Source organism: Chryseobacterium metallicongregator (genome assembly GCF_031324065.1).
Classification (GTDB): domain Bacteria; phylum Bacteroidota; class Bacteroidia; order Flavobacteriales; family Weeksellaceae; genus Chryseobacterium; species Chryseobacterium metallicongregator.
Map to the genome: position 1 here is coordinate 88,672 of NZ_JAVIXS010000008.1, position 12,203 is coordinate 100,874.

The window sequence follows — 12,203 nt, forward strand, 5'->3', positions numbered from 1 at the left end:
AAGTTCTTTTTATGGATTCAAAAAACTATCACGAAGACTTATCCCATATCCGTTCTATGATGGAACGGTCTTCCAGATTTATTTCTCTAAGTGGTTTATCCGGAGTTGTTGCGGGGTTAACGGCTATTATTGGAGCTGTATATGTGTATTTTGTTTTTCAGCGCGAAGGAATCAGCTATTTTGATGGGGACAGAAATATTTTAGGCCCGGCCTTGGTGAAAGAACTTGTCCTGATCGGAATTGTTATTTTGGTTGTAGCTGTCCTTAGTGGTTATATTTTTACAGCCCATAAAAGCAAAAAGAAAGGTTTGAAGATCTGGGATGCCACTACAAAGCGACTTTTGATTACCTTTGCAGTGCCTTTGGTAGCAGGCGGTGTCTTTTGTCTCGCACTTCTTTATCATCATCTTTTTGTTTTCATTGCACCAGCTACTCTTATTTTTTATGGATTGGCTCTGGTAGCAGCAGAACGATATACATTAACGGATGTCAAGTATTTAGGATATCTTGAGATTATCTTAGGACTTATTTCTTTGTTCTTTTTAGGATGGGGATTGCTGTTCTGGGCAATTGGTTTCGGTGTTTTACATATTGTGTATGGATTGATCATGCATAAGAAGTATAAATAGTAAAATGAATAAAGTATTCAAGTATTTCATTATAATACTTTGTGCCATTGGAGGTTTATTTTTAGTAGGTTTTATTGCAGTGACTTTAATGATTGGTTATGCTTTTGGAAGTTTTGATAAAAGCTATTCAGTTTCTGACCTGAAAGAAGAATATTCCTTGAGAGAAGTTGAAATCGCAGATTTAATTAAATATTATAATACAATTAAGCCTGAAAACTATTCTGTAGATATTGAATTTAAAAATGATAGAGTATTGAATCGTTTAACGATAACAACTAAAGATTCAACAAAAATTATGTATCAAAATTGGGATGTAAGTTCCAATGTTTTACAATCAAAAAAAATTAGAGATTTAGTAGGATGGGAAGAAAGTGAAGTTAAAATTTTAAAAAATAAATTAGATAAGGCTAATTGTATCTCTGTAGAAGATGGAGAGCCTTTAACAATTGGTTTTAAAAGAAGTGGAATGGGAATGTTTTCTTTTAACATTTTTCAAAAGGCAAATACCAATAGGGGAGAATACAATGATGGATGTCAATATATCTTGGTAAATAGATATTTGGCTCTTCAATATGGAGGAGGAGCAATCGGAAATCAGTGTTTTCCTGATAAGAATTAAGAAATTATGATCAAAATAAGTCAGCTCAATAAAGAATTCGAAAGCCGTGTAAGATTGGGCATTATGTCTGTTCTTATGGTTAACGACTGGGTTGATTTTTCCGAAATGAAAAACCTGCTCGAAATAACCGATGGAAATCTGGCGAGTCATAGCAATGCACTCGAAAAAGCGGGATATATAGAAGTGAAAAAAGAATTTGTCGGGAAGAAGCCTAAAACCTCTTATCGCGTTACACAAAGTGGAAGACAAGCTTTTACTGAACATTTGGATGCACTGGAAAAATTATTAGGGCGATAGTCCTATATTTTTTTGAAAATTAACTTTGAATTACAAAGTACTTTATATTTTAAAATTAAATAAAATGATAACACAAAAACAAAAAACACTCACAATTTATGCCCTTCCATTGGCTTTACTCAGTATTCCATTGGTTGGAAATCTAGTGTCTAAAGAAGTAAACTGGTCAGGATCAGATTTCCTGATTGCAGGAGCTTTGCTTTTTACAACTGCTTTTCTCATCAATCTGGTAAGAAACAGGGTTAAAAAACAAAGTCAGAAAGTGATGATATGTATTTTCATTTTGCTGGCTCTAGCATTGATATGGCTTGAATTAGCAGTAGGAATTTTCGGAAGTCCGTTTGCTGGAAGTTAAACATTGGGTTAGCTCATTAATTTTAAATTTCAAATAAATACAGCATGAAAAAAATACGTGTTCAGTTTCTGCTTTTTGTGTATGATAAAACTCAAAAATTATACAGAAAATATTTCAAAAAGAAAAAAAGGCAATGGCAGTTCAATGAAAAACAACTGCTGGAGTTTCAGGAAGATTCTTTAGGTCGGAAATTGGGGGAGTTTTACAGGAAACATGGCTTCTCAATGATACCAAAGATGGAAAACCACGATGTCCATCATCTGATTACAGGTTGTGGAACCAACTTCGAAGATGAAATCGCCATGCAGTATCTGCTTCTAGGAAATGGTAAGCTCAATGCGCACCTTCTGGCTGCAATCGTATTAGGAACAATTATTCTCCCTGAATATGTGAAAATTTATATCAAAGCTTATAAAAAGGGACAAAATATGAGAACCTTTCATCATTGGGACTTTGAAGAATTGCTATGGCAGAATTATGAACATGTGAAAGACTTTATTCAACAGAAAGAAACAATAGTTCTTCATTAAAAACTAAAGATGATGGGAAAAATAAAATTCAGTCCGTTAGGGAAAAGATCATTCATTGTTTCTTTTCTGCTGGGAGCCCTTCTACTGTTTGCATTTTGGTTGATAAGAGCAGAATTTCTTCTTGAGCTAGGCTTTTATTATGTACTGGTAACTGCTGTGATTAATATGTTTATCCTTCTGCACGAGTTGATTATCTATCTTACTGATGTTTCAGAACAGAAAGCTTCTGGTAATTCGGTCCTTCTCCTGCTTGTCAATATTCCGATTACAACCTTATACCTCTATATAATGACACTGTTTCCCTGGTTGGAAGCAGTTCTCAAAATTTAAATCTTTTAATTCTTAAATAATAAACCTTATGAAAACACATCATTATATATTTCTTACAGCTATTCTCTTTGTCATCGTCTTTTATGATCAGGAAGTAGGGCTGAACCTTGGAATTCTGGGAATTGTCTATGCTGTATTAACGCTGTTTAGAACACAGGAAAAAAATAAAACAAGAACATTGTATGTACTTTTTGGAACAAGTATCCTGTCCAGTATTGCATTTGCGTGGTTCGGAGATTTTCCATCCTTTATTGCGGTGGCGAGCTCACTGCTTTTGCTTGGCTATAAATCAAAGAACAGAAGATTGAAAATTCTCTTTTTAATTCCGGTTTTTATCGTAAACTGCTGTACTTCATTCTGTCGTTTTTTCAGCTTTGATGAATGGCTGCCTAAGAAGAATATTCCAGGATTATGGCAAAAGACATTGGCTTTCATCCTGATCCCGCTGATACTGGTTTCTGTTTTCTTTGGAATTTATTCTGCAGGAAGCAATCATTTTGCAGCCCTTTTCACAGATTATGAGCTGGATCTTAACATTTGGCAGGTGTTCTGTCTGTCTGTTTTAGGATTTTTTATCGCCTTTAATTACTGGAATTATGCCGTAGAAAAGCTAATCTATAAAAATAATCATGTTCTGAATAATGAGTTTGGCAAAGATTCCCGGATTCCCAAGGCTACTTATTCTTTTCTTGATCTTGGTGCAGAAAGAATGAGTGGAGTAATCTCTTTTGTTTTATTGAATATTTTATTGGTGTTTTTTATTATTACTTACAATTATGAACAATTTTATGAAGTAGTAAAAACACCAGTTCAGCTTTCCGAAGAAACCCATGAAAGAGTGAATGCTGTAATCATGTCTATTATAATGGCAATTCTGGTGATTATGTTCTACTTTAAATCAGGATTTAATTTTGATCCAAAAGCAGGACTGTTGAAGGTTTTAGCCAAAATATGGATTCTCCTCAATGCTGTTCTTGTTGTTTCTGCAGCTCTTAAAAACTATGAGTATATTATTAATTATGGATTTACTTATAAAAGATTAGGGGTTCTTGCTTTCCTGTTGTTATCATTAGTTGGTTTGGGTTTGACTTTTATTAAAATCAAAAAGCAAAAAAGAAATATTTTCCTTGTCAACTCTATGATCTGGTATTTTTATGGAACCATTCTGGTGTGCAGTTATTTCAATTGGGGAGGGTTTATTACTTCTCAGAATATGAAACGAAAGGATTTTGTGGTCAATTATCATTTAACTTCCCTCAACTTCAGTGAAAAAGCACTCCTGAAATATGCAGAGGAAAAAAATGATCAGAAGCTTAAAAAGACCTTGCAGGATAAAGTGAAAAATGAAACATCCAAAACATTCCTTTCAAAGATCATATATTATCAGACTATACAATAAAAGATCATGAAAAACTTAGCGGAATCCTCTAGATTTAAAATTAATATATTGTTGATAATGATGACGATATTCTGTTTCAGTCTTTCTGCTTTCAGATACTATATCAGCGATACAAAAGTATTTTTGTTTCTCAACTGGAATCTTTTTCTGGCGTGGATTTCTTTATTACTGAGTTCATTCATACTTGCTTTTAATATCAAAAGTAAAATTTCCCTTATTATCATTATAATAGTCTGGATATTATTCTTTCCCAATTCTCCTTACATTCTGACGGATCTTTTTCACCTCAGAGCAAGAAATGAGAAACCGATCTGGTATGACCTCATTGTGATTCTTTCCTATGCTTGGACGGGACTGATCTGTGGCTTTATAAGTCTTAATGATATTGAAAAGAGACTTTCTGATTATATGAATAGAAATATCATCAGCGGGTTAGTTGTTCTTTTCCTTTTCATGAGCAGTTTCGGAGTCTATCTTGGTCGGTTTTTGAGATGGAATAGCTGGGATGTTCTCAATAATCCTTTTAGTCTGTTCTCTGATATTGTGGTGAGATTCATCTGTCCGATGGAATATACCAAAACATGGGGTATTACTCTTTTAATGGGAATAATGCTCAACTTTATGTACTTTACATTTAAATGGGCAGGAACAAATGATGAAAAAGAATTACAACCGGAAAATAAAACATTAAACGGATTGGAACAATTTTAGCATTTCAATGAGCTCAGCATAATATATGTTGACCCATGCTTAAAATTAATTATTATGAAAAAAAGCTTATTGTTAATTCCTTTGATTATTGTTGCCTGTAAAAAAGAACCCGCTGTGACAAATGTTCCGGATAAGGACTCTACAGTGGTAACAGAAATGCCGGACTCTGTGGTAAAAAAAGATTCTGTAGCATTAAGGAAAAAAGATTCAATTATTAACAATGCCCCGGCCACTAAGGAAGTATTGCGCAAAGGCGTAATGAGAGATGAAAAAGACGGACAGATTATAAGAACTGCAGACGCCAACCAGTTACCTTTTACAATTGGAGAAGAATTTACAAAGGATGATCAGGATTTGATTTTAAAATTGACCCGTTATGATCGTCCCAATATCAAAGCGAAAATTTCAACTAAAGAGAAAGATTTTAATATCCGTTTCAATCAGATCAGACTTCCAAACGGGAACTACGACGGACCTTTTGGAAGAGAAATTACTTATGATACTCCAGGACAAGGTGAAGTATGGCTGATTATCGGAAAAAGTAACATGGCTTCCGGAAATACCAAGGGAAGTTTTACGGTAACTGTGGAATAAGGTCCAATCAATTTGGTACAATTTCTGCAAACTAAACCTTGAAGTTTAAAATTAAAAATTATGAAAAATATAGTTCTAACAGCAATGGCCGCTTCAGCTGTACTTGTAAGTTGCGGAACTGTACAGTCGCTGGTTCAGAATACATTTCCCTACACAACGAATGTTTTAGTGTCTACAGGAGTTCCTGCAGATAAAGAAGTTTCTTCCACTGCAACGGCTACTAATGTACAAACCTGGTTCGGAGGAAATAACAATGCAAAAATTAAAGATGTAAGAATTTCAGATGCGAAAATCTCTGTAGCGTCTCCTTCAGGAGGAAACCTGAGCACATTCAAAACTGTAAAAATATACGTTTCATCTAACGGAACAGGAGAAAGGTTAATAGCTTCACGTTCCAATATTTCTACCAATTCTTCCAGCTTAAATCTTGATCTTAATGATACAGGATTTCTGGATGAAATTGTGAAAAGTTCAGGATTAACGGTAAGAACAGTTTATGAATTGAAGAATCAGACTTCTTCAGATATGAATATCAAAGTAGCGCTTAATTTCAGCAGCGTTCCTGCGAAATAATTAAATAAAAAATACTATTAAAAACCCTCTTTCAGTTTTCTGGAAGAGGGTTTGATGTGAAGTAAAATGTATAAAAATCTTATATTTTAGAGTTTGGTTAATTTCTCAACAACTCTTCTCTGGCCTTCATTAATATTGATGATATACTGCCCAGTAGGAAGTTGTGAAATATCAATCTTTTCATTCGGTAAAACCGAATTTTTAATCACTGTACGTCCCTGAAGGTTAATAATCTCTAGATCCAGTTTTTTATTTTCACTGCTTTTAATAGCAATGGAACTGCTGGATGGATTAGGATAAATTTTAACCTCTAATGATGGCAAAGTCTTAACAGGTGCTACAAAATTACTTTCCAGTTGAAGGATAGCATTCTTCACATTAGGAAGAGGTCCGATTTTTTGGCCCGTCACTGTTCCTCCCTGAGGAATTCCTGTTGAAATTAAAAGGTTTTTCATCGCTGAAGGTGTTAAATATTGACCTGTAGTCTGGCGATAGAAAGACTGAATCAAAATAGCTGCAGAAGAAACCACAGGTGTTGCAGAACTTGTACCGCTGAAATAATTATAAGTTCTGTTGTTGTCATTGTCATATTTCGCATAAGATCCATAACCTGCTGCCATTACACTGCTTCCCCAACCCTGAACATCCACTCTGTTTCCAAAAGTACTGAAGCTTAATTTCGAATGGGTAGTATTAGGAGATCCTGCACCTACAATAATAGCACCACTGTTTCCTCTTGCAAGATACGTTGCATAAAACGGATCATCCAGATTCTGATTTCCATTACCTGCCGCTGCAATGATAATAATTCCTGAATCAGTAGCTGCTTTTGTAAGATCCCAGATTACTTTATCATATTCTGCCGGACAATACTGACCGTCTTTTCCACCAGTCTGCATTTCGTATAATATAATATCTCCGGCCTGAGATGCATTGATAGATCTGCTCACAGCAGAAGCTCTATTGTATCCTACCGTAGTCCATTCCATATAACCTTTTATTTCAGAAGCACTGTAAGCAGCTCCGGTAAGTCCTATATTGTCTTTTATAGAACCTAAAATACTTACTACAGCAGTTCCATGGTCACGATAGTTATTATTGGCCAATCCTGCATTAGGAGAATAACCGGGCTCAAGTTGTATAGAGTTTTGGTTAGAAAGCATCTCGTGAGTTTTATAGAAACCATATTCTACATCACGCACACGGATATTCTGTCCTGTGATTCCTCTTGACCATGCATATTTGGCGTTGATTCCCGGATTGTCATTCAGGTAGGTCTGCAAGCTTTCCAGATCAGGAGTCGCCACAAAAGCATTTACCAATGGTGGTTCGATAGGCTCGGCACTCATTACAGAAACATATTCTATTTCAGGAAATCTCTCAAGAGTATGGATAATTTTTTCTGAAGCTTCTTTATTTTGAAGAGGAATATCAGCCTTATAAATTCTTTTCAGCTTTTCCACAGATTCTCCGGAATTACCAATGGCTTTGCTGCTCCTGGCCATTTCATCAAGTTTGCTGTCTGTAAAGTCCAGATCATACTTAAATGAGATGTGGTTTTCTCTTGAAAATCTTTCCAGATCAGCGTTTCTGCTGAAAGCTGTTTTTTCTGAATTGATGCCTTTTGAAAAGCATACATAAATAATTGAATTTTGATCATTAGCCATTTTGGGCTGGCTGTCCTGTCCGAAAGACAGAGTAGAACAGAACGCAAATAATGCGAAAAGGTTGATTTTTGTTTTCATATATTTTTGTTAAATGGTTGTAAATCAGTTTTGATTTATACCAAAAATAATAATAAAATAAAAACAAATCACGTTTTTGTGAATTTAATTTTAAATTTTTTACTCTTTTCTTTTGTAGAAAGGCTTTTTTGTTTTTAAGTGATAACCTCACAGGTTTTCAAAACCTGTGAGGTTTAAGAGCGCAAATTTATACTTACTCATCAAAAAAATACGCTTCAATTGATGAAACGTATTAGGTATATTTTACACTTTTGTCTTTCTCTGCTTAGCTTTTGGTAATAGAATCCATTACGATGGTAACCGGCCCGTCATTGATCAGAGAAACCTTCATATCAGCACCGAAGATTCCACTTTCGATTCTTAATCCCGATTTGGCTATTTCTTCCTTAAAATAATCAAAAAGCGGTACGGCTTTATCCGGTTTTGCAGCCTTTATGAAAGAAGGTCTGTTACCTTTTTTATAATCTGCAATCAATGTAAACTGACTAATACAAAGGATTTCTCCCGAAATATCTTTCACTGAAAGATTAAGCTTGTCATCTTCATCGCCAAAGATTCTAAGGTTTAAAACCTTTTGTACAAGCCAGTCAGCATCTGTCTTTTCATCATTTTCATCTATGCCTACCAGCAGCATTAATCCTTTCCCGATTTCGCCAACAATTTTTCCGTCTACTTTTACACTGGCTTCGGAGACCCTTTGTATAACTGCTTTCATTACAAATATTTAGCTGTTTTTGGTTTTCCAGAATTCTACCTGTTCTTTTAGCTCTCTGATGCGCTCTTCATATAATTCAATTACTTTTTCAGAGAGTTGATTAATGGTTATATGAGTATCATGATGTGTATTGGCTTGAACTGCAGAAGCATTATCCTGATTTGTATTTATATTGTTATCGGAATTAATAAAAAAATCTTCAGGTTTGATATCAAAATTTTCGCACAGTTTTTGAATATGATTAACCCAAGAGTTTGTCTCACCACTTTCTATACGGCTATATGCTGAACGGGAAATTTGTAATCTTTCAGCCATTTCTTCCTGAGAAAAGCCCTTATTTTCTCTCAATCTTCTTATTTTACTTCCTATCTGAATATTCATAGCAATATGTAATAAATTTATTTATAACAAAAGTAACAAAAACTCTCTTTCCAATTCACAAAAATTCTTTCTCCCGAAAAAAGGGATAAGATTCCCGAAAATAGAGCAGTAAAGTACTTGGATAAATTTTATATTTGAAACGTTAAATTAAATCAACACATGATGGAAAAAATTAAATTATTAATGCTCATGGCATTAGCACTCTTTCTGTTTGGGTGTAGAACAGAACTCTCAGATAATTCTGAAACCAATATTTCCCAATCTGATTACAGAAAAACAGTCAAGCTTAAAGAAGCTTTAGCCTTCAAAAACTATCTTACAGAAGCTAAAAGCAATCCCTCACAGGTTTACAGTAAAAATGTAGATTCCTTTTCTGCTTTATCTGATGAAAGTACAGTAACTGTTATTGTACAGAATAATGTCACCTCTTACAGTACAGTAGTGAGGCATTTAGACCGATCCTCAGATGTTTTAGTGTATAGTATTGATAATGAAAATAAAAGTATAGGATTTACTGCAAAATATACTCCTGAAGACAGAACTAAAAACTATCAGATTGATAATTTTACAGGAACAGTAGAATTTACAGCGCTGGATGGGAGGCCAATGGGAATGAAAGAATTCTCTAATGGAGCACCGCTTCCTGATAAGGTTGCAATGTCAAAGAATTCTATGAATAAAGCAGGTTGCTCTTTTAGCATCAGACTTATTGAGGTAGAATGTAATGGTGAACATCACAGTCCGAGCCAAATAGCTCAATGTACAGCAAGTCAGAAACCTTATTATATTGTAGAAATTACAGAAGTATGCTCAGGTGGAGGGCAGCCTCCTAAAGGATTTCCCAATATGGGAACATATGACGGGGGAGGAAGTAGTACAGGAGGTGGCACTACCAATGAAATGTCAATTCAGGACAGTTTCAATTATATGTTAGGTGAAGCAGGTCTTCCAGAACTTACATCTGATGAATATACATATATCCAGAATAATCAATATATTGGAGGCCAGCTGCTCTCGTATTTTTATAATAATTTAAATCAAAATAATTCACAGTTTTTACATTGGAGCATTAATTATTTTAAGAATTATGCTGATCTCAATATATCACCTAATGCAGCTTATAAGCAATTTCAAAATTGGTTTATAGATCCAAATGGCAATCCTAATATTACGTTTGAAAATTTTACAAACTCAAATAATGTATTAACATTTCATACAATGAGTGAGTTTGAAAATTTTCTAGCTAATGACATAAATAATTCATCATATTCTGAAGCTACAATTTTTGATAATGGACAAGAAAAAATTACCAGACTTAGAGTTAACAGAATGGGAATTTATAATACAGGTATTAATATTGAAATTAAATTAAAAAAGACAAATAATTTATGGACATATGATTCTGTAACTTCCGAAGAATATATTGGAATAGGTTTCGTATATGAATGGGCGCAATCAAATTATACTTCAAATACTAACAATAATGTTTTATCATTAGAAGTTTTTGGGTATGAGAAAGTAGGTGTTTCACTTGTTGGTATCGATGTCAAATATAAAAACTATGCAAAAGTTTTGGTAAAAATAAATCAAACTACAGGTCAAATAATTTCAGCATCTTTCATAGATTTACCAAATTAAAACCTTTTACATGGAAACTACAATTTCATCATCAAGTACCATTGCTATAATTATTCAAACTTTAACTTTTATTTTATACATTGCTATATTAATTGGAGGAATTTATCTTGTTAGATCAATTAAATCAATAAAGAAGAGATTGGATGTATTAGAAAAAGAAAAATAAAATAAACCGCAGAAAGTCTCTGCGGTTTCTATTTTCTAATAATAAACATTTAAAGTTTTACTTGCAGCATCATAACTGTAAGGATAAGTTTTAGGAGGAAGAGACGTTTTTGCTCCATCTTCCGGCTGCCCTGTACTTAAGATCCATCTTGTATTATCCTGCGGACATATAATGGCAATATTGTCTTTTACCTCAAGAGTTGTATTGTTATCGGGGCATAGATGCGGGGCATTCCTGTCATAGACTTTAAATCCGTTTGCTGTCCGGACAATAATCAATCCTCTGGTTCCCGATTGTTGCTCGTTCACATAAATCCAGCCGTTAATATTGTTCAGAGCGTAATAAGCAGGCAGGTTTAAATTAAGAGATACATTAATAGGAACATTGGGGAAACAGTTCACGGTATCTTCTCTGCTTCCACATGAGTTTATGGTTAAATTACTGAAAATCAATAAAATGAAAATGGATAAGATTGAAAAAGTTTTTTTCATTTCAATTTAAATTTTTATATATTTGTAAAAATTAAACGATTACAACACGAAAACATTGTCCGGCAAATGTCGGATTATTTTTTTATACTAAAACTAAATTTTGAAAATTATGGCAAGCTATGTTACTAAGGAGGGCCTAGAGAAAATGAAAGCTGAGCTGGAACAGTTGGAAACTGTGGAGAGACCAAAAATTACTCAGCAGATCGCAGAAGCAAGAGATAAAGGAGATTTATCTGAAAATGCAGAATACGACGCGGCTAAAGAGGCTCAGGGGATGCTTGAAATGAGAATTTCTAAGCTGAAAGATGTTATCTCTACTTCTAAAATTATAGACGAAAGCCAATTAGATACTTCAAAAGTTTCAATCTTAACAACAGTGAAACTTAAAAACAATGCTACCAAGCAAGAGCAGGTATTTACATTGGTACCGGATAACGAAAGCGACCTGAAGACAGGAAAGATTTCTGTGAACACACCTATCGCAAAAGGACTGTTAGGAAAAGCTATTGGCGAAATTGCTGAAATTACTTTACCTAACGGAAACAAACTGTCTTTCGAAGTATTAGACATCTCTTTATAGTCTGATATTCCTTTCTATTTCTGAACTTCTAAATATCTAACCCAAACTTCTGATAAAATGAGCACTATATTCACAAAAATCATTAATGGCGAAATTCCCTCTTATAAGATTGCAGAAAATGAAAACTTTATTGCATTCTTAGACGCAATGCCTTTAGTGAAGGGACATACTTTAGTAGTACCTAAAAAAGAAGTGGATTTGATTTTTGATCTTGAAAGTGAAGAATACAAAAACCTTTGGGGATTTGCCCAAGAGGTAGCCAAGAAGATCAAAACTGCAGTTCCATGTGTAAGAGTAGGAGTAGCAGTGGTTGGACTTGAAGTTCCTCATGCACACATCCATCTGATTCCTTTAAATAAGATGGAAGACATGAATTTCAGAAATGAAAGATTAAAATTAACGAACGAAGAATATACAGAGATTCAACACTCAATTATTAATTCTTAACAA

18 protein-coding genes are annotated in these 12,203 nt (G+C 34.1%); 14 read left to right on the forward strand and 4 right to left on the reverse strand.

Annotated elements, in window-relative coordinates; all coding sequences use genetic code 11:
- The first annotated feature begins 11 nt into the window (after positions 1–11).
- The 10 genes from REB14_RS12175 to REB14_RS12220 all read left to right on the forward strand — a co-directional run bounded on the left by REB14_RS12175 (position 12) and on the right by REB14_RS12220 (position 6,037).
- Positions 12–629, forward strand: a complete 618-nt coding sequence (locus REB14_RS12175; RefSeq protein ID WP_047429199.1) for a hypothetical protein — start codon at positions 12–14, stop codon at positions 627–629.
- 4 nt (positions 630–633) lie between these two features.
- The gene (locus REB14_RS12180) at positions 634–1,248 is read left to right on the forward strand and encodes a hypothetical protein (RefSeq protein WP_145953197.1); all 615 of its coding nucleotides are present in this window, start codon (positions 634–636) and stop codon (positions 1,246–1,248) included.
- Positions 1,249–1,254: 6 nt separating this feature from the next.
- Entirely contained in the window at positions 1,255–1,545 is a 291-nt protein-coding gene (locus tag REB14_RS12185; protein WP_079240363.1) for a winged helix-turn-helix domain-containing protein, read from the forward strand.
- A 64-nt stretch (positions 1,546–1,609) separates the two neighbouring features.
- Complete coding sequence (locus tag REB14_RS12190; RefSeq protein WP_079240364.1) at positions 1,610–1,900, forward strand: hypothetical protein; 291 nt, start codon at positions 1,610–1,612, stop codon at positions 1,898–1,900.
- A gap of 44 nt (positions 1,901–1,944) precedes the next feature.
- Positions 1,945–2,430, forward strand: coding sequence for a Coq4 family protein (locus tag REB14_RS12195; RefSeq protein ID WP_309522318.1), 486 nt, complete (start codon positions 1,945–1,947; stop codon positions 2,428–2,430).
- A 9-nt stretch (positions 2,431–2,439) separates the two neighbouring features.
- A complete protein-coding gene (locus REB14_RS12200) occupies positions 2,440–2,760 on the forward strand; it encodes a hypothetical protein (RefSeq protein WP_309522319.1) in 321 nt (106 codons plus the stop codon).
- Positions 2,761–2,788: 28 nt separating this feature from the next.
- Positions 2,789–4,159, forward strand: a complete 1,371-nt coding sequence (locus tag REB14_RS12205; RefSeq protein WP_309522320.1) for a DUF4153 domain-containing protein — start codon at positions 2,789–2,791, stop codon at positions 4,157–4,159.
- A gap of 57 nt (positions 4,160–4,216) precedes the next feature.
- Positions 4,217–4,870 carry a DUF1361 domain-containing protein gene (locus REB14_RS12210; RefSeq protein WP_309522321.1) on the forward strand — a complete coding sequence of 218 codons (654 nt, stop codon included), beginning with the start codon at positions 4,217–4,219 and terminating at the stop codon, positions 4,868–4,870.
- Positions 4,871–4,924: 54 nt separating this feature from the next.
- Positions 4,925–5,464 (forward strand): hypothetical protein, encoded by a 540-nt coding sequence (locus tag REB14_RS12215; protein WP_079240369.1) that lies wholly within the window; start codon positions 4,925–4,927, stop codon positions 5,462–5,464.
- A gap of 60 nt (positions 5,465–5,524) precedes the next feature.
- Entirely contained in the window at positions 5,525–6,037 is a 513-nt protein-coding gene (locus tag REB14_RS12220; RefSeq protein WP_079240370.1) for a hypothetical protein, read from the forward strand.
- 86 nt (positions 6,038–6,123) lie between these two features.
- Here REB14_RS12220 and REB14_RS12225 read toward each other — a convergent pair whose 3' ends face one another.
- The 3 genes from REB14_RS12225 to REB14_RS12235 all read right to left on the reverse strand — a co-directional run bounded on the left by REB14_RS12225 (position 6,124) and on the right by REB14_RS12235 (position 8,878).
- Complete coding sequence (locus REB14_RS12225; RefSeq protein ID WP_079240371.1) at positions 6,124–7,782, reverse strand: S8 family peptidase; 1,659 nt, start codon at positions 7,780–7,782, stop codon at positions 6,124–6,126.
- A gap of 265 nt (positions 7,783–8,047) precedes the next feature.
- Positions 8,048–8,497: a D-aminoacyl-tRNA deacylase gene (dtd, locus tag REB14_RS12230; protein ID WP_079240372.1), complete on the reverse strand. Its 450-nt coding sequence runs from the start codon at positions 8,495–8,497 to the stop codon at positions 8,048–8,050.
- Between the two features lie 9 nt (positions 8,498–8,506).
- Positions 8,507–8,878 carry a helix-turn-helix domain-containing protein gene (locus REB14_RS12235; RefSeq protein WP_309522322.1) on the reverse strand — a complete coding sequence of 124 codons (372 nt, stop codon included), beginning with the start codon at positions 8,876–8,878 and terminating at the stop codon, positions 8,507–8,509.
- A gap of 159 nt (positions 8,879–9,037) precedes the next feature.
- On the opposite strand from REB14_RS12235, the gene REB14_RS12240 reads away from it, so the two are divergent.
- Both REB14_RS12240 and REB14_RS12245 read left to right on the forward strand, forming a co-directional pair.
- Positions 9,038–10,516 (forward strand): hypothetical protein, encoded by a 1,479-nt coding sequence (locus tag REB14_RS12240; protein ID WP_309522323.1) that lies wholly within the window; start codon positions 9,038–9,040, stop codon positions 10,514–10,516.
- Positions 10,517–10,526: 10 nt separating this feature from the next.
- Positions 10,527–10,682 (forward strand): hypothetical protein, encoded by a 156-nt coding sequence (locus tag REB14_RS12245; protein ID WP_158521337.1) that lies wholly within the window; start codon positions 10,527–10,529, stop codon positions 10,680–10,682.
- Between the two features lie 35 nt (positions 10,683–10,717).
- On the opposite strand, the gene REB14_RS12250 is transcribed toward REB14_RS12245, so the two are convergent.
- Positions 10,718–11,173, reverse strand: a complete 456-nt coding sequence (locus tag REB14_RS12250; RefSeq protein WP_079240375.1) for a hypothetical protein — start codon at positions 11,171–11,173, stop codon at positions 10,718–10,720.
- A 109-nt stretch (positions 11,174–11,282) separates the two neighbouring features.
- On the opposite strand from REB14_RS12250, the gene greA reads away from it, so the two are divergent.
- Positions 11,283–11,753: a transcription elongation factor GreA gene (greA, locus tag REB14_RS12255; protein WP_034695856.1), complete on the forward strand. Its 471-nt coding sequence runs from the start codon at positions 11,283–11,285 to the stop codon at positions 11,751–11,753.
- A gap of 57 nt (positions 11,754–11,810) precedes the next feature.
- A complete protein-coding gene (locus REB14_RS12260) occupies positions 11,811–12,200 on the forward strand; it encodes an HIT family protein (protein ID WP_047429226.1) in 390 nt (129 codons plus the stop codon).
- Positions 12,201–12,203: the final 3 nt, after the last annotated feature.